Raw genomic sequence first — 25,285 nt, 5'->3', positions numbered from 1 at the left:
GCACGTCATTCCGGGCTTGCCCCGGAAGCCATCATGGAGCTCAACGCCCTTCGATGGCTTCCGGACCGGCGACGCTGACGCGGCTTGTCCGGAATGACGGCGTGTCTCCGCGAAAGATCAACAAACCCTATGCCTCAAGCCCGGCCGCAATCTCGGCGACGAGCTCATAGGACCGCTTGCGCTTCTCATGGTCGAAGATCGGTGCAGTGATCATGATCTCGTCCGCCCTGGTTTCGCGCAGGAAGGCGCCGAGCGTCCGCTTCAGCGTTTCCGGCGAACCGATGAAGGCATAGCGCAACATCCCCGAGACATGCGCCTTCTCGGCCGGCGACCAGTACTGCTCGATATCGTCGATCGGCGGCTGGAGCTTGCCGCGCGCACCGCGGACCATGCCGACGAAGCGCTGCTGCAGCGAGGTCGCGAGACGGCGCGCCTCCTCGTCCGTCTCGGCGGCCACGACATTGATGCCCGGCATCGCATGCGGGCTCGCAAGCTGCTCGGACGGCTTGAAGCGCTCGCGATAGACGGCGAGTGCCTGCATCAATGCGTCCGGCGCGAAATGCGAGGCGAAGCTGTAGGGCAACCCAAGCTCGGCTGCGAGCTGCGCGCCGAACAGGCTCGATCCGAGGATCCAGAGCGGGACGTTCAGCCCCTCGCCCGGCACGGCGCGGATCGCCTGGTTCGGCCCGGCCGGTGCGAACAGCGCCTGCAATTCGAGCACGTCCTGCGGGAAATTGTCCGACGACATCGGGCTGCGGCGCAGCGCCCTGAGCGTGAGCTGGTCAGTGCCGGGCGCGCGGCCGAGACCGAGATCGATGCGCCCCGGGAAGAGCGCCTCCAGCGTGCCGAACTGCTCCGCGATGACCAGCGGGGAATGGTTCGGGAGCATGATGCCGCCAGCGCCGACCCTGATCGTGCTGCTCGCCGCCGCGAGCTGGCCGATCACCACCGAGGTCGCTGCGCTGGCGATGCCGACCATGTTGTGATGCTCGGCGACCCAGTAGCGGGTATAGCCGAGCCGCTCGGCATGGCGGATCATGTCGGTGGATTTCAGCAGCGCCTCGCGCGGCCCCTCCCCTTCGACGACGGGAACGAGATCGAGGACGGAGATCGCGACCATGATGGCCCTGCTGGCTGGCGCCGGGAGGAGGCCGGCGAGACGACGTGGCTTCACCAGATGGGAAGACTGGCCAGCTCGGTCCAGAGGGCGACAAGCTTCGTCATGGCGCGCTTGCGCTGGCGTTCTGGCGGAACGGCCGGCGCGCTCCCGCGTTTACCTATTGGAGAACGCCACGCCGAAGGGAGCGACCATGACCAAGACCGCCAACCCGGCGAAGGAAAGCCTGCGCAAGGAGCAGAGGGAGCAGCGCAGGGCCGCGCGCGAGCATGGCAAAGACGACATGCTCGAAAAGGCCCTGAAGGACACCTTCCCCGCCAGCGATCCCGTCGCCGTCGAAACGCCGACCAAACCGGGGAGCCACGATTGAGGTGGCCGCCCCGGCGCGTCAGTCGCGCTGGTAGAGCAGGCGGGCGCGGATCGTCCCGTCGAGCGCGCGGATTTCCTTGAGGATGGCGCGCGCATCGCTGCTTGAGACGCTGTCCGCTTCCATCACGACATAGCCGACCTCGCCGTCGGTCTGGTAGTTCTGCGCGGCGATGTTGACCTGGCGGTTGGCAAAGACGTCGTTGAGGCGCCGCAGCATGCCTGGCACGTTGCGCTGGACATGGATGAAGCGCGTGCCGATGGCACGCGCCGGCAGCTGCACCTGCGGAAAATTGACGGCGCCCACTGTCGAGCCGACATCCGAATAGTCGATCAGCTTGCGCGCGACCTCGGCGCCGATGCGCTCCTGCGCCTCCTCGGTCGAGCCGCCGATATGCGGCGTCAGGATCACGTTGGAGAGCCCCTGCAGCGGCGTGACGAAACGCTCGGCATTGGATGCAGGCTCGACCGGGAAGACGTCGACGGCCGCCCCGGCGAGATGCCCGCTCTTCAGCGCCGCCGCCAGCGCGTCGAGATCGACGACCGTGCCGCGCGAATTGTTGATGAGATAGGCGCCCTTCTTCATCGCGGCGATCTGGGCTGCGCCGATCATGCCGGCTGTCTGCGGCGTCTCCGGCACATGCAGCGAGACGATGTCGGCTGCGCCGAGCAGAGCCTTCAGGTTCTTGGTCGGCTCGGTATTGCCGTGGCGCAGCCGGTCGGTGTGATCATGGTAGATCACGCGCATGCCCATCGCCTCGGCCAGCGTCGAGAGCTGGCTGCCGATATTGCCGTAGCCGACAATACCGAGCGTCTTGCCGCGCACCTCGAAGGAGCCATTGGCCGACTTGTCCCAGCCGCCTTGATGCGCGTCGCGCGAGCGGTCCGGAATGCGCCGGAGCAGCATGACGATCTCGCCGATGGTGAGCTCGGCAACACTGCGCGTGTTCGAGAACGGTGCATTGAACACCGGGACGCCGCGCAAGCGCGCCGCTTCGAGATCGACCTGGTTCGTACCGACCGAGAAGCAGCCGACGGCGAAGAGCCGATCGGCGCCGGCGAAGATCTCCGGCGTGAGCTGGGTGCGCGAGCGGATGCCGAGCACATGCACGCCCTGGATCGCCTTGAGCAGGCCGTCGCGATCGAGCGCCTTCGGCAGCCGTTCGAGATTGCTGTAACCGGCCTGCTGCAGCAGTTCGACGGCGGAATCGTTGATACCTTCCAGGAGCAGAACCTTGATGCGGTCCTTCGGAAGGGAAAGGCGTTCGCTGGGGCTGGTCATGACGATGCGCTCACGGAGGAGCGGTTGCTATAGTCCCCACAGCCGAGGAGGCCAACGCCCTGGACGCAACGCTGCTACGAAAAACATCGCAGCGGATGCAAAAACCTCATGGCCCTTTCGGAGATCGACTGAACCTCAAGCCCTCATCCTGAGGAGCGCTCGGAGAGCGCGTCTCGAAGGATGTTCCAGATATCTCCGGAGCCTCCTGGAGCATCCTTCGAGACGCAAGCTTTGCTTGCTCCTCAGGATGAGGGCTGAGAATTTGGAGTTGGCCTTCACACCTTCTCGACGACCAGCGTCGAGCCCTCGACCCTGACGACCTTGACCTCGGTGCCGGCCAGCAATTCCGGGCCGACGATGCGCCAGGACGAATCGCCGACGCGCACGCGCCCCTCGCCGCCCGCCATCGTCGCGTCCAGCCGAAACACCTTGCCGATGAGCTGTCGGCCGCGATCGTTGAGCCCGGTCGCGGCATCCGGCTCCTCGCTCTTGCGACGGGTCAGCAGGCGCCCGACAGCGACGCAGGCGATGGCGAGAAACGCGAAGACGATGCAGGCCGCCTGCCAGCCGAGTCCCAGGATGCCGACCACCGCGCCGGTAATGAGCGCGGCCAACCCGAGCCAGATCAGGAAGACGCCCGGCGCCAGCATCTCGCCGCCGATGAGCAGCAAGCCGAGAATCGCCCAGAGCCAGCCATTATGTGTCGCAAGCCAGTCGGGCATCGTCGCCTGCCTCAGCCGCTGGTGCGCCCGGAAACCGGCACAGAGCCGGCCCCGTTGCGGCGTTGCGCCGTCGCGTCTTCGCCGAACACGGCCTTCGTGAGCTGCGCGATACCGCCGACCGTACCGGCGAGCGAAGCGGCCTCGATCGGCACGATCACGACCTTGCTGTTCTGACTCGAGGCGATTGCCTTCAGCGCATCGGTATAGCGCTCCGCGATGAGGAAATTGGCAGCCTGGATATCGCCACGGCTGATCGCTTCCGAAACCATCGCCGTGGCATTCGCCTCGGCCTGCGCCAGCCGCTCGCGCGCTTCGGCATCGCGCAGCGCCGCTTCCTTGCGGCCTTCGGCGGCGAGGATCTGCGACTGCTTGGCGCCTTCAGCCTTCAGGATCTCCGCCTGCCGCAGACCCTCGGCCTCGAGCACGGCGGCGCGCTTCTCGCGTTCGGCCTTCATCTGCCGGTTCATCGCACCGGCGATATCGGCCGGCGGCAGGATGTCGCGGATCTCGATGCGCGTAACCTTGACGCCCCAGGGCGAGGCCGCGGCGTCCATCACCCGCAGCAGCCGCTCGTTGATCTCGTCGCGATGCGACAGCAGCTGGTCGAGGTCCATCGAGCCGACGACGGTGCGGATATTGGTCATGGTCAGGACCATCAGCGCATCGTGGAGCGAGGCGACCTCGTAGCAGGCCTTGGCGGCGTCGAGCACCTGGAAGAAGGCGGCGGCATCGATGCGCACGCCGGCATTGTCCTTGGTGATCGCCTCCTGCGAGGGAATGTCGAGCACCTGCTCCATGACATTCACCTTGTGCCCGATGCGGTCGATCCAGGGCCAGATCAGCGCGAGACCGGCGCTCAGCGTGCGCGAATAGCGGCCGAAACGCTCGACGGTATAGTTGAAGCCCTGTGGGACGGTGCGGACGCCGCGCGCGATCGTCAGGATGGCCAGCGCCACGAGGAGGATCACGGCGATGTTGAAGCCCGACAAGTCCATCTCGTCCCCCTGCGACGCCGATGCGCCGTCCTGCCCATACGGTGCACAAACTGGCGTCTGCGAGGGCCGGATGCAAGCGCGCAGCCTGAGCGAAGTCGGTGTTCGCCCAGGTCTCGCAGCGTCATTGCGAGCGAAACGAAGCAATCCAGCGGGACTGGGTTGAGCCGTTCAGCTCTGCGGCCCCTGGATTGCTTCGTCGCTGCGCTCCTCGCAATGACGGCTCGATGTCAGGCCGATCGCTAGCTCTGGGTCGCATCCGTATTGCAGCGCGCCAGCATGCGCGACGCCGCGGTCACGCCAGCAAGCGAGAACTGATAGGTGGTGACGTTGCCGCGCAGCGAGCGCGCCTCGAGTGTCATGCTGCTCCCCGCACGCATCGCGGCGAGCAGCGCCGGCTCCCGCTCCAGCCGTTCGAGCCAGGCATTGCTGCCCTCGGTCAGCATGCGGAAGCTGTCGTCGCCGATCGTGACGGTGACGACCGAGTCCTGCGCGAAGTCGTAACCCGTCTGGAAGCTCGATTCCGTATTCGAGTCTTTATCGCCGGTCTGGACGAAGAAGAAGACTTCGCCATGGCGCAAATTTGACGGTTCCTTCGACGAAGGCTTGCTCATGATGAAGCAACGTGCCAGATCACCCTTTGCGTAAGTGGCCGCATTCCAATCACCGAACTGGCCCAATGACGTGGGGCCCGCCGCTTGTACGGCCGTGCTCGCCAGAGCGACAAGGCAGGTAGCCGAAAGCGCTGTCTTGAACATGGTCTCATCTCCTTTCATCGCGGCCAACTTGGAAAGGAGAATGTTACCGAGGCGTAAATAGGGCCTGGACAATCCATGCGTCGATCCGGCGCAGGACGGGCCGGGCGGTCGCCAGCGCCTGCCGATTTTCCTCGGAACCGCAGCGTCATCCCGGGCTTGCCCCGGGATCCATCAGAAGGCTCCGGAGCCCTGTGATGGATCCCGGATCAGCGCCGCTTCGCGGCTTGTCCGGGATAACGGCGTGGTTCCGTCGAGAAATCAAATGCCCCACAACGACGATGCCCGGCACAGGGCCGGGCATCGAATGCATTCAGGAAGACAATGCCTCAGGCGAACTGGCCATGGCAGTGCTTGAACTTCTTGCCGGAACCGCAGGGACAGGGCTCGTTGCGGCCGACCTTGCCCCAAGTCTCGGGATCGGCCGGGTTGCGGTCGAGCACGGCCGTCTCGGCATCGGTGGCGGCGAACTGCACGCCGGTCGCGCCATAGTCACCGAAACCCGAGCTCGAGCCTGCGCCGTCCAGCCCCTGCATCGGCGCCTGCTCCTCGGGCTGGTCGAAGCGCACCTCGATGCGCGAGAGATGGCCGGTGACCTGCTGGCGCAGATGGCCGATCAGCCCGTCGAACAGCTCGAAGGCCTCCTGCTTGTACTCCTGCAGCGGGTCGCGCTGGGCAAGACCGCGCCAGCCGATGACCTGGCGCAGATGGTCGAGCGTGACCAGATGCTCGCGCCAGAGATGGTCGAGCGACTGCAGCAGCACCTGCTTCTCGACATAGGTCATGACCTCGTCGGTATTGCGCTCGATGCGGCCGGCATAATCCTCGTCGGCGAGCTTGCGGATGCGCTCGCGGATCTCGCTGTCGGCGATGCCCTCTTCCTTGGCCCAGTCCTCGACCGGCAGATCGAGGTTGAGATGCTGGATCACCTCCTGCTTGAGGCCGGGGGTGTCCCACTGCTCGGGATAGGCCTCTTCCGGGATGTGACGGGCGACGACATCCTCGACCACGCCATGGCGCATGTCGTCGATGGTCTCGCGCACGCTGGCCTGCTTCATGAAATCGCGGCGCTGCTCGAACACGACCTTGCGCTGGTCGTTCATGACGTCGTCGTATTTCAGGATGTTCTTGCGGATGTCGAAATTGCGCGCCTCGACCTTGCCTTGAGCCTTCTCGACCGCCTTGTTGATCCAGGGATGGACGATCGCCTCGTCCTCCTTGAGGCCGAGCTTCTGCAGCATGCCGTCCATCCGGTCGGAGCCGAAGATGCGCATCAGATCGTCCTGCAGCGACAGGAAGAACTTGGAGCGGCCGGGATCACCCTGACGGCCGGCGCGGCCGCGCAGCTGGTTGTCGATGCGCCGGCTCTCGTGGCGCTCGGTGCCGACGATATAGAGCCCGCCGGACTTGAGCACGCGCTGCTTGAACGCGGCAACTTCGGCGCGAATGGCGGCAGCCTTGGCGTCGCGCTCCGGGCCTTCCTCCAAGCCGGCGAGATCGTGATTGATCCGCATCTCGGCATTGCCGCCGAGCTGGATGTCCGTGCCGCGGCCGGCCATGTTGGTAGCGATGGTGATCGCGCCGGGCACGCCGGCCTGCGCGACGATATAGGCTTCCTGTTCGTGGAAGCGGGCGTTCAGCACCGCGAAGGCCTTGGTCGTCTTGCCAGCGCGCGCGGCCTCGTAGATCGGCTCCAGCGCCGTCGGATTGGTGAAGTCGAGCAGCTTGTAGCCCGCCTTCTCCAACATCTCGGCAATCAGCTCCGAGCGCTCGATCGAGGTGGTACCGACCAGCACCGGCTGGCCGTTCTCCTGCGCGGCCTGGATCTCGCGGATGACGCCGCGGACCTTCTCCTCGAAGGTGCGGTAGACCTCGTCATCCTCGTCCTTGCGGGCGACGGGAACGTTGGTCGGGATCTCGACGACCTCGAGCTTGTAGATCTGGAAGAACTCGTCGGCCTCGGTCGCGGCCGTGCCGGTCATGCCGGCGAGCTTCTGGTAGAGGCGGAAATAGTTCTGGAAGGTGATCGAGGCCAGCGTCGCGTTCTCGGGCTGGACGGTGACATGCTCCTTGGCTTCCAGCGCCTGATGCAGCCCCTCCGAATAGCGCCGGCCCGGCATCATGCGGCCGGTGAACTCGTCGATGATCACGACTTCGTCGTTGCGGACGATATAGTCCTTGTCACGGATGAACAGCGAATGCGCGCGCAACGCCTGATTGACGTGGTGGACCAGCGTGACGTTGTGGGCGTCGTAGAGATCGCCCTCTTTCAAGATCCCGGCCTCGCGCAGCAATTCCTCGATATGATTGTTGCCGGCCTCGGTCAGCGCCACCGTGCGCTGCTTCTCGTCGACTTCGTAATCGGCCGGAATGAGGCCCGGCAGCACCTTGTCGATCGAGACGTAGAGGTCCGACTTGTCGTCGAGCGGACCGGAGATGATCAGCGGCGTGCGGGCTTCGTCGACCAGGATCGAATCGACCTCGTCGACGATCGCGAAATGGTGGCCGCGCTGGCTCATCTGCGCGACGTCGTATTTCATGTTGTCGCGCAGGTAATCGAAACCGAACTCGTTGTTCGTGCCGTAGGTGATGTCGCAGGCATAGGCGCGCTGGCGCTCCTCGTCGTCGAGGCCATGCACGATGATGCCGACGGTCAGGCCGAGGAAGTTGTAGAGCTTCGCCATCCACTCGGCGTCGCGCCGGGCGAGGTAGTCATTGACGGTGACGACATGGACGCCCTTGCCTTCGAGGGCGTTGAGATAGGTCGGCAGCGTCGCGACCAGCGTCTTGCCTTCGCCGGTCTTCATCTCGGCGATGGCGCCCTCGTGCAGCACCATGCCGCCGATGAGCTGCACGTCATAAGGCCGCTGGCCGAGCACGCGCTTGGCCGCCTCGCGCACCGTGGCGAAGACAGGCACGAGCAGGTCATCGAGCTTCTTGCCATCGGCGACCTGCTGCTTGAACTCTTCGGTGCGCGCCTTCAGCGCCTCGTCGCTCAGTCCCGAAAGCTCTTGCTCCAGGGCGTTGATCGCGGCGACGCGAGGCTGGTAGCCCTTGACGCGGCGGTCATTCGACGAGCCGAAGAGTTTCTTTGCGAGCGCGCCAAGCATGTTGGGCCTTTCAGGTGATGCGTTGAGCCCCCGGCCGGCGCGTAATCGCTTGTCGCGCGCGAACCGAAGGTTCGGTATTCTCGAAATGCGACCGCGTGTTTAGACGCGAGCGCGGGCAGGGTCCAGCATGCGTTTCGTCCTATCGGCAGCGAAACGGCAAGTGAATTCGGCTCCGATGTGGGGTTTTTCCGTTCCGCTTCCAAGAGCCTGCGCCTGAGATCATGCGACGCTGCGGCATCGGGGCCGGTGCAAAGCTGCGTGATCGGCCGCCGCGATCGCCTGAACCGCCTTGCCTTTGCCGCGTTCATCGGGCAGTGCAGCCGCCAAACCGTCCAGGTTTTCCGACGAAAGGCCGTCATTCATGAGCTCAGCCCGTTTCATCGCCGTCCTCGGCTTCGCGCTGCTGGCGGGCCCGGCCTTCGCCCAGGCTGACAAGGTCGTCGCCAAGGTCGACGGCATCGCCATCACCGAGAAGGACATCCAGCTCGCGACCGAGGATCTCGGCGAGCGCCTTGCCCAGCTCCCCGAGGAGCGCAAGCGCGACGAAGTGATCAACTATCTCGTCGACCTCAAGCTCGGCGCCAAGGCCGCGGCCGAGGCCAAGATCGGCGATACCCCCGATTTCGCCGCCCGCCTCGCCTATTACCGCGAGAAGGTGCTGCTCGACGAATATCTGACGCGCGAAGGCAAGAAGGCCGTCACGGCCGACGCCGCCAAGAAGCTCTTCGACGACACCACCAAGGCCATGACGCCCGAGGAAGAGGCCCATGCCCGCCACATCCTCGTCGAGGACGAGGCGCAGGCCAAGGCTGCGGTCGATCGGCTGAAGAAGGGAGAGGATTTCGCCAAGGTCGCGGCCGAGCTCTCCAAGGATCCGGGCTCCGGCAAGGAAGGCGGCGATCTTGGCTGGTTCACCAAGGACCGCATGGTGCCGGAATTCGCCGAAGCCGCCTTCAAGCTGAAGAAGGGCGAGGTTTCCGCGCCGGTGAAGAGCCAGTTCGGCTGGCATGTCATCAAGCTCGAGGACAAACGTTCCAAGCCGCTGCCAGATTTCGCCGCCGTGAAGCCGCAGATCGACCAGTATCTCGAGCGCAAGGCCCAGCAGGACCTCATCCTCGCCATGCGCGAGAAGGCCAAGGTCGAGCGCCTCGACAAGCCGGCGGCTCCTGCCGACGCCGCCAAGCCGGCCGAGCCGAAGAAGAACTGATCCAAGGCCGTCATTCTCGGGCGGAGCGAAGCGCAGACCCGAGAATCTCCGGCAAGAGATGCTCGGGGCGAGCCCGAGCATGACGCGCACAGCAATTTTGGAGGGCGGCCCTTGCGGCCGCCCTTCTTGTTTTCGTCACCGGCCTGCGGCAGAGGGGCTCTCGAACGAGACGCGCTGCCCGGCGAGAAGGACGATTCGCCGGCCCTCCAGCAGCGCTCCGCAGGAGGAAGTCGCGATGGCCGGCAAGGATGTCCCCGTTTCCCCGCTCGCGCCGAAGCGCCAGCCCAAGGTTCCGCCGATTCCGGGCGTGCGCTTCGCCACTGCCGAGGCCGGCATCCGCTACAAGGGCCGCCAGGACGTCTGGTTCGCCCTGCTCGACGAGGGCACGCAGGTCGCCGGCGTCTTCACCCGCTCGAAATGCCCTTCGGCCCCGGTCGACTGGTGCCGCGAGAACCTCGCCCAAGGCTCCGCCCGCGCCGTCGTCGTCAATTCCGGCAATGCCAATGCCTTCACCGGCCTGAAGGGCCGTGATGCGGTCAAGCTCACCGCCGAAATCGCCGCCAAGGCTGCCGGCTGCAAGCCGCAGGAGGTCTTCATCGCCTCGACCGGCGTGATCGGCGAGCCGCTCGACGCGACCAAGTTCAAGGGCGTGCTGGACGAATGCGCCAAACGCGCCGCCGACGGCCCCTGGATCGACGCCGCCCGCGCGATCATGACCACCGACACCTTCCCGAAGGCGTTGACCCGCAAGGCCAAGATCGACGGCAGGGAGGTCGTCATCGCCGGCATCGCCAAAGGCGCCGGCATGATCGCGCCGGACATGGCGACGATGCTCTCCTTCGTCTTCACCGATGCGCCGATCGCCGCGCCGGTCCTGCAGGCGCTGCTCTCCAAGGGCGTGAAGGGCTCGTTCAACGCCGTCACCGTCGACAGCGATACCTCGACCTCGGACACGCTGATGCTCTTCGCAACGGGCAAGGCCGCTTCCCGCGGCGTGCCGGCGATCACCGAAATCAATGACAGCAGACTCTCCAGCTTCAAGCGAGCGCTGAATTCGATCCTGCTGGAGCTCGCCCATCTCGTCTGCAAGGACGGCGAAGGCGCCCGCAAATTCGTCGAGGTGCGCGTCACCGGCGCGGCCTCGGCCCGCTCCGCCAAGCGCGTCGCCCTCTCGATCGCCAATTCGCCGCTGGTCAAGACCGCCATCGCCGGCGAGGACGCCAATTGGGGCCGCGTCGTCATGGCCGTCGGCAAGGCTGGCGAACCGGCCGATCGTGACAGGCTCGATATCGGCTTCGGCGAGATCGTCGTCGCCAGCCAGGGTGCCCGAGCCCCGTCCTACGACGAGCAGGCGGTGTCCGACTACATGAAGGGCGACAATATCGTCATCACCGCCGATCTCGGGCTGGGACGCGGCAAGGCCACGGTCTGGACCTGCGATCTGACCAAGGCCTATGTCGAGATCAATGGCGACTACCGCTCCTGAGGCTTCGGCCGCGCACGAGCCGAGCCGCAGCTTCATCGCCATCAATCTCGCGATCTGCGCCCTGCTCTGGGGCTCGAGCTACCTGTTCATCAAGCTGATGAGCGGGCAGGTTCCGGCGCTCGCGATCGCGGCCGGGCGCGGGCTGCTCGGCGCGGCCGCGCTGGCGCTCTGGAGCCTGGGGCGCCGGCAGAACCCGCTGCCGCGCCGGGCCGAGATCGTGCCATGGCTCGTCCTCGGCACCACCAATGGCTGGCTGCCGAACGTACTCGTCGCCTATGCGCTGACGCAGCTCGCCAGCGGCCCGGGCGCGATGATCCAGGCGGCGAGCCCGCTCGTCACCGCGCTGGGCGCACATTTCTTCTTCGCAGAGGAACGGCTGACCCGGCGCCGGCTCGGCGGCATCCTGCTCGGCATGGCCGGCGTCGCCATGCTGATCGGCCCGCGCCTGTTCGAAGGCGGCGGCACGGCGCTCAGCGTGCTGGCGATGATCGGCGCCTCCTTGAGCTACACCACCGCCAATCTCTATGTCCGCTCCGTGCCGGCCGCGACCGGCGAACCTGCCCGGCTGGCGCTGGGGCAGCAGATGTTCTCGGGCACGATCGCCACGACACTCACGCTTGCCGTACTTGGCCCGTCGGCCTTCCTGCCTGTGCTTGACCACCTGCCGACGATGCTGGCACTCGGCGTGCTCGCGACCGCGATTCCCGTCACGGTCTTCATGCGCCTGATCCGGGCAGCGGGGCCGACGCGGGCGGCGATGACCGGCTATCTCGTGCCGACGGTCGCGGTGATTCTGGGCGTCGTCGTCCTGCACGAAGCATTGGAGTTGCGGCAGATCCTCGGCGGCTGCATCATCCTGGCCGGCGTCTTCCTCGTCACGACGGCGCCGCGCAGGGTGGGGGCCTCATGAGGATCGGGACGATCGCGGCGACGGTGCTGACCGGTGCCATCATGGCGGGTTGCGTCGAGCGCAAACCGGCGACCGTGGCCTTCTCCGCCGAGGAGGCCGCCTTCATCAAGAAATCCGGCACCGGCGTCATCACCGGCCATGCCTTCCGGACGAAGCCGAGCGGTGTGGTCGTCAATGCCGCCGGGCAGGTCGTGCGCCTCGTCCCGGTCACGAGCTTCGCCCGCGAACGCTTCGCCAATCTCTACGGCAAGGGCAAATACGTCCCCCACAGCGCCTATCCCCGCGACGACGCCATCGACCCCGCCTATTCCGACTATACCCGCACGACCAAGGCTGAGGCCAATGGCCGCTTCGCCTTCGAGAAGGTCGCGCCGGGCAGCTATTTCCTGACCACTCAGGTGATCTGGGGTGAGGAGACGGCCTTCACCCGCGAGGGCGGCTCGGTCTATGACAGCGTCACGCTGACGGGTAAGGAGACCGAGCCCGTCCAGGTCATCCTCTCCGGCAACTGAGTTCCCCTGTGAAGCTGCTTCTCGTCGTCGCCTGCGCCTTGATCGATGCCGACAACCGCGTCCTCGTCACGCAACGCCCGGAAGGCAAGGCCTTGGCAGGCCTCTGGGAGTTCCCCGGCGGCAAGCTCGAAGCGGGCGAGCGGCCGGAGCCCGCGCTGATCCGCGAGCTCTCCGAGGAGCTCGGCATCACCGTCAAGGAGAACTGCCTCGCGCCGCTGACCTTCGCGAGTTTTGCCTATCCCGAATTCCACCTGCTGATGCCGCTCTATATCTGCCGGCGCTGGGAAGGCACGGCGATGTCCCGCGAGGGCCAGGCGCTGAAATGGGTCCGCCCCGGCAAATTGCGCGATCTCGCCATGCCGCCGGCCGACGAGCCCCTCATCCCGTCGCTGATCGACCTTCTGGGAGCGTGAGGAGCTGCTCCGGGGCGAAAGCCGTAGCCTGCCCTTCGTCCAGCCCGAGCTGGAAACGCTCGAATCGCTGCAACTCGTCCTCGATCGCTGCTTTCAAGGCCGGCGTCTCGCAGCCGTCGAGCCAGGTCCATTGCTGGATCAGGAGCTTGCCGGCCGCCCGATCGGTCTTGAGGTCGAGCACTGCGACGACACGCTCGCCGGCCAGCACCGGCAGCCCGAAATAGCCGTAGACCCGCTTCTCCCTCGGCAGATAGGCCTCGAAGACATGGGCGTAGTCGAGGAGGAGTTTTGCCCGCTTGCGCTGGATCATCAGCGGATCGAAGGGCGAGAGGATATGGATCAGCGTCTCGTCCGGTGCCGCGAGCGGCTCCAGCACGGCGGGTGACGCCCAGTGCTGGGTCTTGCCGGCGCCGTCGACAGCCACCGACGCCAGTTCCTTGCGCTTGACACGGGCGGCGATCAATTCAGCCACCGCCTTCTTCGAGGGCGCGTCGAGATGGCAGATCGAGTCGAGACTGACCAGCCCCTGTGCCTTCAGCGCCCGGTCGAGCAGATAGGCGGTGATCTGCCGCTCGCTCGCCTGTGTCGGCTTCCTCTCCCACTGGAAATGCCGGTCGAACAATTCATAGGTCTTGACCATGCCGGAGCGAGCCGCGATCGCCAGCTCGCCATCGTAGAAGGCCCGCTCCAGCAAGCCCTTGGACGGCTTCTTGCTGGCCCAGAGATGCGCCTTCTCGATCAGCTCCTCCTCGATGTCGCGGATCGTCAGCGCCCCGTCCCTGCGGATGCGGCGTAAAAGCTTGCGCGTTTCCTCGCGGGCACCGACTGCCGACCAGCGCTTCGGCTCCTCGCGATGCGCCTTCATCGCCGGCAGGAAATAGCGGATGTCGCGGGTGGGGACGTAAGCCAGCGCATGCGTCCAGTATTCGAAGACGCTCTTCTCGACCGATTGCAGATGGGCGAGATCGGCCCGGCGATAGGCCGGGATCCGGGCATAGAGGATATGGTGGTGGCAGCGCTCGATCACGTTGATCGTGTCGATCTGGACATAGCCGAGATGCTCGATCGCGGCGCGCGCCGCCTCCGGCCCGGTCCCGAAGGGATCGCGCCGGTCGAGCCGCTGGGCCTGGAGCCAGAGGCGGCGAGCCTGCTCGACGGGGAGGGAGATCGGCTTGCGTGGGCGCGGAGGCATGCGATGCAAGCTAGCGGCGCCGGCGACATCCGGTAAGAGGCCGCTGGCGACGTAGCTGACAGCGGTTGGCGGGAGTCCGTCAGTGCTGCCGCGGGGCGTATACTCCCGCAGCCCTTCGAGGTCCGGCTCAAACCAGGGCGGACGCCCCTGAAACCGCGAGCGGCTACGGCGCGACGATCAGCGCCCAGTAGACCTGGTATTTCGAGCCGGGCGCATAGGCCGTGGCGAGGCCCATGCGCTTGGCCTTGGCGTCCTTCATGACGCGATCGTGCTGCGGCGAATCCCGCCAGCCTGAGAACGCCTCCGCCAGGCGGCGATAGCCGGCCGACAGATTGGCCTCGGCTCCCGGCTGCCCCTCCCGGGCGAGACGCGCCTTGACCGCGTCGGCCTGGGCGGGCTTGTCAGAGCCGGCCATGGCGGTCGCTTCGCGCTGCGCCGCCTCCACCAGCACGGGATCGAGCACGAGGGGACCGAGCCCGGCATTGAGGCGATAGGCCGAGATCATCGCCCGCGCCTGCTCCGTATCAACCTGCGCCGAAGCGGAACCCAGATCACGATAGAAGGCCGGCTGGGCCTGCCGCTGCGGCTCGGTACAGCCGGCGACACCGAGAAGCGCGAGAGCGCCGGCAAGCGCAACCGGGCAGGTCATCGCGCGCGAAGCCGCGGCGCGGCGCAGAAAGCTGAGCATCCGATCATTCCTTATTATCGTCCTTGGCGGGCTCTGGAAGCGGGGCGGGAGCGGGCTTGTTGGCCTCCGCGCCTTCCTCCTCTGGCTCCTCCGCCGCGACCGGCTTGCGCGCACGGCGGCTCGAGCTGGCCGGGGCGGGCTTCGGCGCCTCCCGCTTCGCGCGGCTGCGCGCGCCTTCTCCCCGTCCGACCGCCTCGGCGATGCTGCCGAGCGAGTGCTCGACACCCTCCAGCCCCCGCACCATCAACTCGGGCACGGCGGCAGCGGGTTCCATCTCGGCGAGGCGCTTGTGGATCGCGAAATTCAGGTCGCTGTTGACGCGTCCGGTGATCTCGACATCGCCAACCACGCAGACGAGCTCGAAATCCATCGTCGTGGTGCCGAGCTTCTTGAACATCACCGCCGGCGGCGGCTTCTGCATGACGTCGCCATGGTTCGAGGCGACTTCGGACAGCATCGCCCGCACCTGGCCGGCATCGAGCGTGCGCGGCACGGTGAGCGCGATCAGCACGCGGCCCGTGCGGTCGTTGCGGACGCGGTTGCGGACAATACCGGAGATCAGGTTCGAGTTCGGGACGATCACGGTCGCCCGGTCGAAGGTCGCGATCTCCGTCGAGCGGACATTGATGCGCTTGACGATGCCTTCGACGTCGCCAACCAGCACCTGATCGCCGACCCGGATTGGCCGCTCCCAGAGCAGGATCAGGCCCGACACGAAGTTCGACACCACCGATTGCAGGCCGAAACCGATGCCGACCGAGAGGGCCGAGGCGACCAGAGTCAGGCGCTCCAGGCTCAGGCCCACCGCCGAGACCGTGATCGCCGCCGCCGCGATATAGCCGATATAGCCGGCAGCCGTGGTGATCGAGTTGCGCAGGCCGGGATCGAGCGTGGTCGTTGGCAGGAACTGCTGCTCGAGCCAGCGCTGCATCGCCCTGGTCGCGCCGATCCCCATCGCGAAGACGACCGCGCCGACGACGATCGTCGAGAGCGAGATGGTGACGCCGCCGACCTGGAAGCCGAAGAAGGCGGCCCGGAGCGAAACGAGGAAATCGCTCGATTCCAGCCCCCAGGGCGCCAGGACGAGCAGCACCGTCACCGCGATCAGCAGGAGCTTCAGCACGCCGACGCCGATGACCGAGATCTTGTCGAGCGTAGCGGCGCGCAGGCCCATGCCCGCCTTCAGCGTGAGCGCAAAGCGGCCCTTGCCGCCGAACAGCCGGGGGATGCCGAGATCGATGAACTGGAAGGCCAGCAGGAACAGGCAGGCGACGATGCCGACCCAGAGCGCCTGCTCGGCCAGGAAAGCCGCGAAGATGACATAGCCACTGAGCGTCGCGGCGATGATGGCAAAGCCGATGACCCAGCCGAGGATGCGCACCGGCCCCAGGCTTGCGCCGTCCACCGGGACGTAAGGACCGAGGCAAGCCTCCTGCTCGACCTCGTCGTCGTCGCGGATCTGGTAGAGCCCGGCGATCAGGGCGAGCGCGAACAGGACGGCAAAGAATGCCTTCACGATGATCGAGATGGCGAGGCCGGCGGCGATGGCCTGCAGCCAGGCCTCGAAAACCTTGCTGATGGACATGACCGCGGCAAGCGAGCTCGCGATCCAGACGACGCTGCGCGCGGTCGTATCCATCACCTTGACCAGGCGCCGCTGCGGGCTCGACGGCGCGAACAGCGCATCGGCGAGCGCCTGCACGAAGGCGAAGAAGGCGAGGCCCACGACGACGGCCCAGATCACCGGCTGGATGCGCGGCGGCAGCAGCCCCGTCGTGTTCAGCGCCTTGTACATCAGCCAGCTCGCCAATACCGGCGGCGCCGCGCCCGCGACGATATGGGCGAGCGCGACATAGAGGCAATGCAGGTTGCCGGTGTCCTGCGTGTTGCTGAAGCGCGCCTTGAAACGTGGCAGATAGCGCGCGCGGGCCAGATAAAGCAGGATCGCACCCATCAGGGCGAAGGCGACAACCGTGCCGCGTGTGCCGGAGAAGGCTTCGCTGACACCCTCCAGCCAGCCGCCGAAAATGTAGCCGGAAGCGCGCAAATCTTCCGGCGCCGTGGCGATGGCGTTGCCCCAGACCTCCGGATTCGCCACCGAGGGACCGGCCGCGAACAATTCCTTGGCGAAGATCTCCCGGCGCTTGTCGCCGATGCTGCTCTGCAATTGCTCGGCCTGGAGCAGCGAGGCCTTGGCGAGCTTCAGCGTCTCGTCGGCATCGGCAAAGGCCTTGGCCCTGGCCTCGCGGTCGCGCACGATCTCGGCGCTTTCGGCCGGGGCGCTCGCCTCCGGCTTCGGGCCGAGCTGATCGAGCCGGAGCTTGGCCTGCTCGACCTTCGGCGCCTGCTCGTCGATGATCCCGCGCAGCTGGTCGAGCGAAGGCTGCAGGCGCAGGCGTTGCCGTTGCAGTTCAGCGTCGCCGGGATTGGGCGAGGCCAATGTCGTCTCGATCTGCGCGAGATCGGTGCGGACGCTGTCCAGTCGGGCGCGCAGGCTGCCCGGCTCCGCAGCCACCTGGGCAAGAGCAGGCGCCACAGCCGCCCACGCCATGGCGACGAGAACCAAGCAGGCCGCGAGGAGGCTTCGCAGATTCGAAAACGACGCTTGCATCCTGCGCGCTGCCATGAAGGTGCGGCCCTGTCCTTGCAGATGATTCGGCTCCGGCTCGACCCTCGGCACAGCCATGCCCGCAAGGCAAGATGAAGAGCGGAATTCGACCGGCACAAAGGGCTCCCGGGCTTGCGGAGGGAACGGAGCGGTGAGACGGACCCCGCCGCCTCATCCCCGCAAAACACGACCTGAAGATGGCAAGGCAGCAGCTTTCAGCCACGCGCGCTCAATCGCGCGCCTTGCCCCCGGCCTTGGCGCGGTTGCGGTAGCTCGCGTTGCCGAGGCCGGTGCCGATCGTCAGCACGGCCCAGTTCTCGACATCCTGCATCGCCGGCATCTCGCTCGGGCCCTGAATCACGGCATCGTTGAGCATCAGCACTTCGATGTCGTGGTCGCCGATCTCCGGCACGAGATCACGGATGCTGTCGACGAGGTTGAAGCGGCTGCTTTCCCAATTGCCGGGCAGGTTCTGCGCACCCCGGTCAATGGCGCCGTCGGGCTGGATCAGTCCGGGGTAGCCGACGCCGGTGAAGGCGCCGCGGCTCGCCTTGTCGCCGACGAAGCCGTCATCGTCGCGAACCTCCAGATTGTAACTGGTGACCACGACCGAGGGCAGCTCGACGGCGCCATGCGGCCCGGTCGCGGCCTTGGCAGCATGGCGTGGCGTCTCGGCGGTCGCCGTGGCCATGATCTTCCCCCTCGCTCGTTAATGCACCCGCGGAGGCAACCCGCCGGCAGCTATCGCGGTTCCGCTGTCGGGGCGATGCGCCGCATGCAGTGCCCCTGCGCGCAGCCGGATCGCTGCGGCTGTTGACCGCTGCCGCGATCGCCGCTCCAACAGGTGGCAAGCCGCGTCGATGCGGTTCGGGGGGCGAAACGTGTCGGATCTGATCTTGCGGATGGTGATCATCGGGGTCGGCGCGACCGCGTTGACCGATATCTGGGCTCAATTCCTGCGACTTTTCGGCTTTCCCCAGCCGAACTGGGCGATGCCCGGCCGCTGGTTCGCCCATCTACCGCGCGGCCGCGTCCGGCATGAGGACATCGCGAAATCCGAACCGGTCGCCGGCGAGCTCGCGATTGGCTGGATCTGCCATTATCTCGTCGGCATCGCCTTCGCCGGCATCGTGCTGATGATCGCCGGTGCCGGCTGGGTCCGTAACCCGACCTTCCTGCCGGCGCTCGTCGTCGGTTGGGCGACGATCGGCTGCGGCTGGTTTATCCTGCAGCCCGGGATGGGCATGGGCATCGCCGCCTCGAAGAAGCCGAACGCGAACCAGATCCGCCTGCTGAACTTCGTCAGCCACACGCTCTTCGCCATCGGCCTCTACGGCACGGCGCTGCTGACGCGGTAGATTCCACGCGTCATGCCCGGGCTTGACCCGGGCATCTCGTGACGCGGATGCTCCGGCACCTTCTCCGGCCAGAGATTCTCGGGTCAAGCCCGAGAATGACGCCCGTCAATCGAGAATGCGCGTCTCGTAGGCATAGAGCTGCCGGAAACCGAGGCTGCCATAGAGGTTGATCGCAACGGCATTGCTCTGCTCGACCTGCAGATAGGCGCTGTGACAGCCCGTCGCCGCGGCCCAGCCCATCAGCCCCTGCATGATCTTTCGGCCATAGCCATGGCCGCGATGATCGGGATGGACGCAGATCAGGCCGATCTCGGCCATGCCGCGCTCGGCGACGCTCATGCCGAAGGCGACCGCCTCCCCCTCGACCAGCCAGGTCGCGAAAGCGGCCGGCAGCCGGACCTTCTCGATGATACCAGCGAGATTGCCGGCATGGGTCTTGTTGCCGCTTTGCAGGGCGGCAACACCGGCCGTCCATTCCTGGCTTGGGCGCGCCTCGATCTGCAATTCCGCCTCCTCGGACGCCGTGAAACCGGCAAGCGGCGCGATCTGGCCGAAGGACTTGTCCTTGACCCGGTAGCCGCGCTCCAGCACGGCGGCGCGCGTCGCATCCGCCACCAGCGGCGTCAGGCGGATCGCGGGGGTCAATCCGTCGGCGCGATAGAGCTCCTCGATCAGGTCGAGCATCGCGCCGTCGAGCTCAGCGCCATAGCTCAATGGTGTCGCCGAATTGGCCCGGCCCGAATAGCCGTTGGCGAAGCGCAGCACCCAGTCGCCGACGACGAGCGTCGACAAGGCCGGCCAGGCATTGATGATGCGCCGCTCGCAGCCGAGCACGAATTCGCTGTCGTCCGTCCTTGTCAGCATTTTATCCCCCGGAAGGCTTGCGCGGTGTCGGCCGCCAGCCCGGCGACGCCATCTCGAAGCCCTTGAATTCGAAACCCGGCGCGACCGTGCAGCCGACCAGCGTCCAGGCGCCGAGCGAGGTCGCGCTCTGCCACCAGCCGGCCGGCACCACGAATTGCGGCCGCTGGCCGGCAGCAAGCTCGGTGCCAAGATGATGGGCCGAAGCATCATGGCCGTTCGGCGAAACCGTGATCACCAGCGGCGCCCCGGCGTAATGGTGCCAGATTTCGGCGGCATCGACGCGGTGCCATTCCGAAGTCTCGCCGGTATCGAGCAGATAATAGATCGCGGTCGAGAACCCCCTGCCCTCCGGCCCGGCCGGATCGCGAAAAGTCTCGCGATAATGGCCGCCTTCCGGATGGGGCTTGAGATCGAGCAGGCGGATGACCTCCGCCGCCGTCAGCCCGTCCAGCCGCATCGTCATCGTCAGAACCGGTTCTTGGCTTCGCGCAAGGCCGCGAAGACTGCGCCCGGCGCAGCGCCGGGCAGGCCCACCGCCTTCGCCAGCGCCGGCTCGCCGGCCCGGAAAAACGGATTGGTCGCCTTTTCCTCGGCGACCGTGGTCAGCGCCCAGAAACGGCCCTCGGCCTTGGCCTTCTCGGCCTCGGCGAAGCGCGCCTTGAGCGCCTCGTTCGCGGAATCGACCGAGCGGGCGAAGCGGGCATTGGAGAGGGTGTAGTCATGGCCGCCGAGCAGGCGGACATCGCCCGGCAGCGCCATCAGGCGCGAGAGCGAAGTCCACATCCGCTCCATCTGGCCGGGCTGGACCCGCCCGCAGCCCATGACGAAGACGACGTCGCCGACCAGGGCGAGCCTGGCCCCGCGCCCGACAAAGCTGAGATGACCATCGGAATGGCCGGGCGTATGCCAGATCTCGAAGCTTTCGCCACCGAAAGACACCGTGTCGCCCTCACCCAGAACCCGGTCGATCGGCGCGCCCGTCCGCGCATCGGCCGGACCGACGACATGGGCGCCCGTGGCCTGCTTCACTTCGGCGACGCCCTGCGTGTGGTCGTGATGGGCATGAGTGATGAAGATGTCGCTGATCGTCCAGCCCTTGGCCCTGGCGGCGGCAAGCGTCTCGCTCGCCTCGGGCACATCGATGGCGGCGCAGGCACCGCTGGCGGGGTCATGGAGCAGTGCGCCCGCATTGTCGTTGAGCGTACGGAAGACGTGAAGGTCGAGCGGCATGGCTTCCTCCGGCAGGGGCGGCCCACCGGAACGGCAGGCGGTCATGCGCCTTGCATGGGCCATGCCCGGCCGCCGATCAACCCGGCCCTGCCGCAGGACAGCCCTTGCGTTCGGGCCTTGTGCGTTCCATCTCAGGCGCCATGCCTCTCGACGTCGTCGATCTGCGCGCCTTCTATGCGAGCCCGCTCGGCCATGTGGCCCGGCGCTTCATCGGCCGGGCGATGCTGCGCTTCTGGCCGGATTGCGCGCGCCAGCGCCTGCTCGGCCTCGGCTATTCGACGCCCTATCTCTCCGTGCTCGGGATGCAGGCCGAGCGGACCATCGCCTTCATGCCGGCAGCGCAGGGCGTGGTGAATTGGCCCTCGCCCGGCCTCTCGGCCTCCGCCCTGGTCGAGCCGACGCTGCTGCCCTTGCCGACGGCCTCGATCGACCGGGTCGTGCTCGTCCACGCGCTGGAAGAAACGGAAAGCCCGGACGACCTGCTGGAAGAGGTCTCGCGCGTGCTCAATCCCGGCGGGCGGATGATCCTCGTCGTGCCGAACCGGCGCGGGCTCTGGGCCCGCATGGACGGCACGCCCTTCGGCCAGGGCCGCCCCTTCAGCCGGCGCCAGCTCTCGGCCTTGATGCGTGGCGCCGAGTTCTCGCCCGAGCACTGGACCGAGGCGCTCTATGTCCCGCCCCTGCAAAGGCGCCTTATGATGCGCTCGGCGCTGGCCTGGGAACAGATCGGTGCAAGCCTCTCGCTGCCCTTCGCCGGCGTCCATATCATCGACGCCACCAAGCAGTTCTACCGGCGCGCGCCCTTGCGGGCGACACGGCGCAGCTTTGCGCTCAGACCCGTCCTGCTTCCGCAGGCTTCACCGACGCCGCGTGCGGCAAACCCACCCGTCAGGCCAGGAACGGGTTGACAATTTCGCCGTGGCGCGGCCAAGGTCCGCCGCTTTTCAAGCCCGGTTTCACTATAAACCGCCGCTCCGCCCGCTTTCGGCGCGGAATCTGAACTGGATCACGATGCGTAGCTATCTGGATTTCGAGAAACCGGTCGCCGAGCTGGAGGCGAAGGCGGACGAGCTGCGGGCCCTCGAGGCACGCGGCGACGGCATCTCCCTATCGGAGGAAATCGGCAAGCTCGACGCCCGCGCCAGCCAGGCGCTGAAGGAGCTCTATGCCGCGCTGACGCCCTGGCAGAAGACGCTGGTGGCGCGCCATCCGCAGCGCCCGCATTTCAAGGATTACTGCGCCGGGCTGATCACGGAATTCACTCCGCTCGCCGGCGATCGCGCCTTCGGCGAGGACGAAGCCATCGTCGGCGGTTTCGGCCGCTTCCGCGGCGAGCCGGTCTGCGTCATCGGCCAGGAGAAGGGCGATTCGACCGAAACCCGCATCCGGCACAATTTCGGCATGCCGAAGCCCGAGGGTTACCGCAAGGCCGTGCGCCTGGCCGAGCTCGCCGACCGCTTCGGCCTGCCGGTCCTGAGCTTCGTCGACACGGCCGGCGCCTATCCCGGCATCGAGGCTGAGGAGCGCGGCCAGGCCGAGGCCATCGCGCGCTCCACCGAAGCCTGGCTCGGCCTGCGTACGCCGAGCGTGGCCCTCGTCATCGGCGAGGGCGGCTCGGGCGGGGCGATCGCGATCGCCGCCGCCAGCCGCGTCATGATGTTGGAGCACGCGATCTATTCGGTGATCTCGCCGGAAGGCGCGGCCTCGATCCTCTGGCGCGACACCGCGCGCGCCCAGGACGCCGCGACCGGCATGAAGATCACCGCGCAGGACCTGCTGAAATTCGGCATCATCGACCGGATCGTGCAGGAGCCGACCGGCGGCGCCCATCGCGACGGCCAGGCCGCGATCAACCGCGCGGGCGACGCCATCGCCGCCGCGCTCGGCGATCTCGCCGGCCTTGGCGCCGACGACATCGTCGCGAAGCGGGCGGACAAGTTCCTCGCGATCGGCCGCAATCTCTGAGCAATCCCAGGCTGCGAGATATACCGCACCCGCGAAAGCAGGAGCTCTTTACCTCCCGTTGACCATGTGGCCAGACGCGGGAAGCCTATGGTAAGGAACCCTCAAGGCTAACGCATCTACAACGAGTCGACGGGCACAATTTGGCCGTCTTGCGAAGTCACAGGTCGCGCCCCGGCCTGCCGTTCGATGGGATTGACGACGTGGCAATCAAGCAACTCGCGCTCGTGGCTTTTGTTGCATTGACGCTAGCTGCCTGCGAGGAGGACCGTTATCGCGGCTCCGCCCGGCACAACATCCCGATTCCGAGCGCGACCTATGCCCTCATGTCCGAGAAGGGCATGAGCAAGGACCAGCCGATCATCATCCGTTCCTTCAAGAAGGAATCGGAGCTCGAGGTCTGGAAGCGCAAGGCCGACGGCCGGTACGCGCTGCTGAAGACTTATCCCATGTGCCGCTGGTCCGGCCAGCTCGGTCCGAAGGTCCGCGAGGGCGATCGCATGGCGCCGGAGGGCTTCTATGCCATCGCGCCCCAGCAGATGAACCCGAACTCGTCCTATTACGTCTCGTTCAACATGGGCTATCCCAACGCCTATGACCGCTCCTACGGCCGCACCGGCGCGCATCTGATGGTGCACGGCGCCTGCTCCTCGGCCGGTTGCTATTCGATGACGGACGACCAGATCGGCGAGATCTATGCCCTGGTGCGCGAGGCGCAGAATGCCGGCCAGCGTGCCGTGCAGATGCAGGCCTATCCCTTCCGGATGACCGCGCAGAACCTGGCCAAGCACCGGCTCGACCCCAACATCGCCTTCTGGAAGAACCTGAAGGAAGGCTCGGATTATTTCGAGGTCGTGAAGGATGAGCCGGCCGTGTCCGTCGCCGGCGGCCGCTATGTCTTCAATGGCGGCCAGGCCCCGGCCGCCGTTGCCGAGAAGCGCCGTGAGGACGAGGTCCAGGTCGCCGCGCTCGTCGCCAAGGGCACACCCGCGATCAAGCTGATCTACGATGATGGCGACCAGCACGCCTCGTTCAAGCGCGCGTTGGCCTCCAACGGCGCCGATGCCCTGAACCGCTCGGCCTCCTGGGCGTCGCGCGATGTCGGCATCAGCCGCGAGGATGCGCTCGCCTCCGGCCCGCGCGTCGTCGTGCTCGACAATGCCGGCAAGGCCAAGGCGACCATCCGCGCCGCCTCCGCCGATAACGATGCCATCCTCGCCGCCGTCGCTGCAGCGCCGGTCGAGGAACCCGCCAAGCCGGCCGAAACCAAGCCCGTCGTGGCGCCGCGCCCGGCCGCGGCCCCTGCCGCGACGCAGCTCGCCAAGGTCGCCCCGGGCAATGCCCAGCAGGCGCCGGTGCTGGCCAGCGCCTCCTCCACCCCGGTCGTGCCCGCCGCTCCGGCAGCCACGGCCGAGGAGAAGCCGTTCCTGCAGCGTGCGCTCAGCTTCATGCCGACCTTCGGCGGCACGGCTGACCAGGGCATGACCACCGCCTCTGCTCCGATCGCGTCGGTTGTCCCGGCTTCGCCGACGACCACCAGCGCGCCGCTGCCGCCGCGCCGTGCCAATGGCCTCAGGACCTCCAGTCTCGACCAGTCGACGGCGGCCTATGCCAGCCAGCCGGTGCAACGCTGAAGCCATCGGACGATCACCCGATAGCGTAACATAATTGTCACTCTTCGGCAGATAATCCGGATTGCCTTTTTTGCAGGCGCGAAGGCCCTCGTTTCGGGGGCCTTTGCTTTTTGGCTGTGCGTTCAGCCCAAAAGCTCGCCTTGCCGGAAAACCGCCCCCGCCCGCTTCATGAGACGACAGCACGATCCGCGCGCGGCGAGGGGTTCCAGCAGATGTCCGATCTCTTCCGTTCCTCGATACTCGGCCTGGCTCTGGCGGCCGGCATTGGCGGCGCCCAGGCCTCCGACCTGCCGAGCAAGAAGGGCGCACCGCCGGTCCCGGTCGTCCCGTCGATCACCTGGTTCGATATCGCCGTCAACGTGAAGGCCCAGACCGACTACAATTTCCGCGGCATCTCGCAGACCAACCGCAAGCCCGGCATCGGCGGCGGCGCCGAGCTGCAGATCTACAACAACCTGTTTTATCTCGGCGTCTACGGCTCTAGCGTCGATCTGGCGACGCGGCCCGATGCCGAGATCGATTTCTACGGCGGGATCCGGCCGAAGTTCGGCGACCTCGCCTTCGATCTCGGCGTGATGCAGTACTATTACCCGAGCGAGAAGCAGCTCATCGATGCCACCGGCGCGTTCTGGACGCCGAAGAACACCGACTACACCGAGGTCTACGGCAAGGTCTCCTACACCTTCGCAGAGAGCCTGACGCTCGGCGCCAATGTCTTCTACGCCTGGGATTGGCTCGGCACCGGGGCGAGCGGCACCTATGCCTCGGTGACCGCCAAGTACAGCCTGCCCTTCCTGGAGGGCCTCTCGGTCTCCGGTGAATTCGGCCATTACTGGCTCGGCACCACCAATCTCGCGATCTGGTCGACGGTGCCGCC

24 protein-coding genes and 1 pseudogene are annotated in these 25,285 nt (G+C 66.7%); 11 read left to right on the top strand and 14 right to left on the bottom strand.

Annotated elements, in window-relative coordinates; translation table 11 throughout:
* Positions 1–127: 127 nt before the first annotated feature.
* Positions 128–1,120 carry an LLM class flavin-dependent oxidoreductase gene (locus Q0Q02_RS16825; RefSeq protein ID WP_293810985.1) on the bottom strand — a complete coding sequence of 331 codons (993 nt, stop codon included), beginning with the start codon at positions 1,118–1,120 and terminating at the stop codon, positions 128–130.
* A gap of 190 nt (positions 1,121–1,310) precedes the next feature.
* Between Q0Q02_RS16825 and Q0Q02_RS16820 the strand changes: the two genes are divergently transcribed.
* The gene (locus Q0Q02_RS16820; protein WP_293811006.1) at positions 1,311–1,487 is read left to right on the top strand and encodes a hypothetical protein; all 177 of its coding nucleotides are present in this window, start codon (positions 1,311–1,313) and stop codon (positions 1,485–1,487) included.
* Between the two features lie 18 nt (positions 1,488–1,505).
* Here Q0Q02_RS16820 and serA read toward each other — a convergent pair whose 3' ends face one another.
* The 6 genes from serA to Q0Q02_RS16790 all read right to left on the bottom strand — a co-directional run bounded on the left by serA (position 1,506) and on the right by Q0Q02_RS16790 (position 8,707).
* Complete coding sequence (serA, locus tag Q0Q02_RS16815; RefSeq protein WP_293810984.1) at positions 1,506–2,765, bottom strand: phosphoglycerate dehydrogenase; 1,260 nt, start codon at positions 2,763–2,765, stop codon at positions 1,506–1,508.
* A 275-nt stretch (positions 2,766–3,040) separates the two neighbouring features.
* Complete coding sequence (locus Q0Q02_RS16810) at positions 3,041–3,487, bottom strand: NfeD family protein (protein WP_293810982.1); 447 nt, start codon at positions 3,485–3,487, stop codon at positions 3,041–3,043.
* A gap of 11 nt (positions 3,488–3,498) precedes the next feature.
* Positions 3,499–4,482 (bottom strand): SPFH domain-containing protein, encoded by a 984-nt coding sequence (locus Q0Q02_RS16805; RefSeq protein ID WP_293810980.1) that lies wholly within the window; start codon positions 4,480–4,482, stop codon positions 3,499–3,501.
* Positions 4,483–4,721: 239 nt separating this feature from the next.
* On the bottom strand, positions 4,722–5,237 hold the full coding sequence (locus Q0Q02_RS16800; protein WP_293810978.1) for an invasion associated locus B family protein: 516 nt from the start codon (positions 5,235–5,237) through the stop codon (positions 4,722–4,724).
* A 326-nt stretch (positions 5,238–5,563) separates the two neighbouring features.
* Complete coding sequence (gene secA, locus Q0Q02_RS16795) at positions 5,564–8,344, bottom strand: preprotein translocase subunit SecA (RefSeq protein WP_293810976.1); 2,781 nt, start codon at positions 8,342–8,344, stop codon at positions 5,564–5,566.
* Between the two features lie 219 nt (positions 8,345–8,563).
* Complete coding sequence (locus tag Q0Q02_RS16790; protein WP_293810974.1) at positions 8,564–8,707, bottom strand: hypothetical protein; 144 nt, start codon at positions 8,705–8,707, stop codon at positions 8,564–8,566.
* Here Q0Q02_RS16790 and Q0Q02_RS16785 point away from each other — a divergent pair.
* From Q0Q02_RS16785 to mutT, 5 genes are all read left to right on the top strand, one after another.
* Positions 8,706–9,551, top strand: a complete 846-nt coding sequence (locus Q0Q02_RS16785; protein WP_293810972.1) for a peptidylprolyl isomerase — start codon at positions 8,706–8,708, stop codon at positions 9,549–9,551. The two genes, Q0Q02_RS16790 and Q0Q02_RS16785, sit on opposite strands and share 2 nt — an antisense overlap.
* 235 nt (positions 9,552–9,786) lie before the next feature.
* Positions 9,787–11,037: a bifunctional glutamate N-acetyltransferase/amino-acid acetyltransferase ArgJ gene (gene argJ, locus Q0Q02_RS16780; protein ID WP_293810970.1), complete on the top strand. Its 1,251-nt coding sequence runs from the start codon at positions 9,787–9,789 to the stop codon at positions 11,035–11,037.
* Positions 11,018–11,947, top strand: a complete 930-nt coding sequence (locus Q0Q02_RS16775) for a DMT family transporter (protein WP_293810968.1) — start codon at positions 11,018–11,020, stop codon at positions 11,945–11,947. The genes argJ and Q0Q02_RS16775 overlap by 20 nt, the downstream gene beginning before the upstream one ends.
* On the top strand, positions 11,944–12,459 hold the full coding sequence (locus tag Q0Q02_RS16770; RefSeq protein ID WP_293810967.1) for a carboxypeptidase regulatory-like domain-containing protein: 516 nt from the start codon (positions 11,944–11,946) through the stop codon (positions 12,457–12,459). Before Q0Q02_RS16775 ends, Q0Q02_RS16770 begins: the two co-directional genes overlap by 4 nt.
* Positions 12,456–12,872, top strand: a complete 417-nt coding sequence (mutT, locus tag Q0Q02_RS16765) for an 8-oxo-dGTP diphosphatase MutT (protein ID WP_293811004.1) — start codon at positions 12,456–12,458, stop codon at positions 12,870–12,872. Before Q0Q02_RS16770 ends, mutT begins: the two co-directional genes overlap by 4 nt.
* Here mutT and Q0Q02_RS16760 read toward each other — a convergent pair.
* From Q0Q02_RS16760 to Q0Q02_RS16745, 4 genes and pseudogenes are all read right to left on the bottom strand, one after another.
* Positions 12,838–14,064 (bottom strand): crosslink repair DNA glycosylase YcaQ family protein, encoded by a 1,227-nt coding sequence (locus Q0Q02_RS16760; RefSeq protein WP_293810965.1) that lies wholly within the window; start codon positions 14,062–14,064, stop codon positions 12,838–12,840. The genes mutT and Q0Q02_RS16760 overlap by 35 nt on opposite strands.
* 163 nt (positions 14,065–14,227) lie before the next feature.
* Entirely contained in the window at positions 14,228–14,752 is a 525-nt protein-coding gene (locus Q0Q02_RS16755) for a CAP domain-containing protein (RefSeq protein WP_293810963.1), read from the bottom strand.
* Positions 14,753–14,756: 4 nt separating this feature from the next.
* On the bottom strand, positions 14,757–17,303 hold the full coding sequence (locus tag Q0Q02_RS16750; RefSeq protein WP_293810961.1) for a DUF3772 domain-containing protein: 2,547 nt from the start codon (positions 17,301–17,303) through the stop codon (positions 14,757–14,759).
* A gap of 286 nt (positions 17,304–17,589) precedes the next feature.
* Positions 17,590–17,895, bottom strand: a pseudogene (locus Q0Q02_RS16745) (ROK family protein); the annotation flags it as partial.
* 346 nt (positions 17,896–18,241) lie between these two features.
* On the opposite strand from Q0Q02_RS16745, the gene Q0Q02_RS16740 reads away from it, so the two are divergent.
* Complete coding sequence (locus Q0Q02_RS16740; RefSeq protein ID WP_293810959.1) at positions 18,242–18,718, top strand: DUF2938 domain-containing protein; 477 nt, start codon at positions 18,242–18,244, stop codon at positions 18,716–18,718.
* A gap of 105 nt (positions 18,719–18,823) precedes the next feature.
* Here Q0Q02_RS16740 and Q0Q02_RS16735 read toward each other — a convergent pair whose 3' ends face one another.
* From Q0Q02_RS16735 to gloB, 3 genes are read right to left on the bottom strand one after another with little or no spacing between them, the layout of a single operon-like run.
* A complete protein-coding gene (locus tag Q0Q02_RS16735) occupies positions 18,824–19,582 on the bottom strand; it encodes a GNAT family N-acetyltransferase (RefSeq protein WP_293810957.1) in 759 nt (252 codons plus the stop codon).
* 1 nt (position 19,583) lies between these two features.
* Positions 19,584–20,045: a cupin domain-containing protein gene (locus Q0Q02_RS16730; RefSeq protein ID WP_293810955.1), complete on the bottom strand. Its 462-nt coding sequence runs from the start codon at positions 20,043–20,045 to the stop codon at positions 19,584–19,586.
* Between the two features lie 2 nt (positions 20,046–20,047).
* Entirely contained in the window at positions 20,048–20,812 is a 765-nt protein-coding gene (gloB, locus tag Q0Q02_RS16725) for a hydroxyacylglutathione hydrolase (RefSeq protein WP_293810953.1), read from the bottom strand.
* A 140-nt stretch (positions 20,813–20,952) separates the two neighbouring features.
* Between gloB and Q0Q02_RS16720 the strand changes: the two genes are divergently transcribed.
* The 4 genes from Q0Q02_RS16720 to Q0Q02_RS16705 form a co-directional block, all read left to right on the top strand.
* Positions 20,953–21,720 (top strand): class I SAM-dependent methyltransferase, encoded by a 768-nt coding sequence (locus tag Q0Q02_RS16720; RefSeq protein ID WP_293810951.1) that lies wholly within the window; start codon positions 20,953–20,955, stop codon positions 21,718–21,720.
* 103 nt (positions 21,721–21,823) lie between these two features.
* Positions 21,824–22,777 carry an acetyl-CoA carboxylase carboxyltransferase subunit alpha gene (locus tag Q0Q02_RS16715; protein ID WP_293810950.1) on the top strand — a complete coding sequence of 318 codons (954 nt, stop codon included), beginning with the start codon at positions 21,824–21,826 and terminating at the stop codon, positions 22,775–22,777.
* A gap of 200 nt (positions 22,778–22,977) precedes the next feature.
* Positions 22,978–24,408 carry a murein L,D-transpeptidase family protein gene (locus tag Q0Q02_RS16710; RefSeq protein WP_293810948.1) on the top strand — a complete coding sequence of 477 codons (1,431 nt, stop codon included), beginning with the start codon at positions 22,978–22,980 and terminating at the stop codon, positions 24,406–24,408.
* Positions 24,409–24,620: 212 nt separating this feature from the next.
* The coding region (locus tag Q0Q02_RS16705; RefSeq protein ID WP_293810946.1) for a TorF family putative porin at positions 24,621–25,285 on the top strand (665 nt) is incomplete at its 3' end.

Source organism: uncultured Allobosea sp. (genome assembly GCF_945956895.1).
Lineage (GTDB): Bacteria > Pseudomonadota > Alphaproteobacteria > Rhizobiales > Beijerinckiaceae > Allobosea.
The sequence above is the reverse complement of the archived record's forward strand: the minus strand, read 5'-3'. Positions and strand labels throughout refer to the sequence as shown.

Coding starts and splice junctions, on each gene's coding strand:
- Q0Q02_RS16805 (WP_293810980.1), bottom strand. CDS start 4,482: ATGGACTTGTCGGGCTTCAACATCGCCGTGATCCTCCTCGTGGCGCTG.
- secA (WP_293810976.1), bottom strand. CDS start 8,344: ATGCTTGGCGCGCTCGCAAAGAAACTCTTCGGCTCGTCGAATGACCGC.
- Q0Q02_RS16750 (WP_293810961.1), bottom strand. CDS start 17,303: ATGGCGTGGGCGGCTGTGGCGCCTGCTCTTGCCCAGGTGGCTGCGGAG.
- Q0Q02_RS16770 (WP_293810967.1), top strand. CDS start 11,944: ATGAGGATCGGGACGATCGCGGCGACGGTGCTGACCGGTGCCATCATG.
- Q0Q02_RS16760 (WP_293810965.1), bottom strand. CDS start 14,064: ATGCCTCCGCGCCCACGCAAGCCGATCTCCCTCCCCGTCGAGCAGGCT.
- gloB (WP_293810953.1), bottom strand. CDS start 20,812: ATGCCGCTCGACCTTCACGTCTTCCGTACGCTCAACGACAATGCGGGC.
- argJ (WP_293810970.1), top strand. CDS start 9,787: ATGGCCGGCAAGGATGTCCCCGTTTCCCCGCTCGCGCCGAAGCGCCAG.
- Q0Q02_RS16790 (WP_293810974.1), bottom strand. CDS start 8,707: ATGAATGACGGCCTTTCGTCGGAAAACCTGGACGGTTTGGCGGCTGCA.
- Q0Q02_RS16720 (WP_293810951.1), top strand. CDS start 20,953: ATGCCTCTCGACGTCGTCGATCTGCGCGCCTTCTATGCGAGCCCGCTC.
- Q0Q02_RS16775 (WP_293810968.1), top strand. CDS start 11,018: ATGGCGACTACCGCTCCTGAGGCTTCGGCCGCGCACGAGCCGAGCCGC.
- Q0Q02_RS16715 (WP_293810950.1), top strand. CDS start 21,824: ATGCGTAGCTATCTGGATTTCGAGAAACCGGTCGCCGAGCTGGAGGCG.
- Q0Q02_RS16825 (WP_293810985.1), bottom strand. CDS start 1,120: ATGGTCGCGATCTCCGTCCTCGATCTCGTTCCCGTCGTCGAAGGGGAG.
- Q0Q02_RS16810 (WP_293810982.1), bottom strand. CDS start 3,487: ATGCCCGACTGGCTTGCGACACATAATGGCTGGCTCTGGGCGATTCTC.
- serA (WP_293810984.1), bottom strand. CDS start 2,765: ATGACCAGCCCCAGCGAACGCCTTTCCCTTCCGAAGGACCGCATCAAG.
- Q0Q02_RS16820 (WP_293811006.1), top strand. CDS start 1,311: ATGACCAAGACCGCCAACCCGGCGAAGGAAAGCCTGCGCAAGGAGCAG.
- Q0Q02_RS16755 (WP_293810963.1), bottom strand. CDS start 14,752: ATGCTCAGCTTTCTGCGCCGCGCCGCGGCTTCGCGCGCGATGACCTGC.
- Q0Q02_RS16735 (WP_293810957.1), bottom strand. CDS start 19,582: ATGCTGACAAGGACGGACGACAGCGAATTCGTGCTCGGCTGCGAGCGG.
- Q0Q02_RS16800 (WP_293810978.1), bottom strand. CDS start 5,237: ATGTTCAAGACAGCGCTTTCGGCTACCTGCCTTGTCGCTCTGGCGAGC.
- Q0Q02_RS16785 (WP_293810972.1), top strand. CDS start 8,706: ATGAGCTCAGCCCGTTTCATCGCCGTCCTCGGCTTCGCGCTGCTGGCG.
- Q0Q02_RS16730 (WP_293810955.1), bottom strand. CDS start 20,045: ATGACGATGCGGCTGGACGGGCTGACGGCGGCGGAGGTCATCCGCCTG.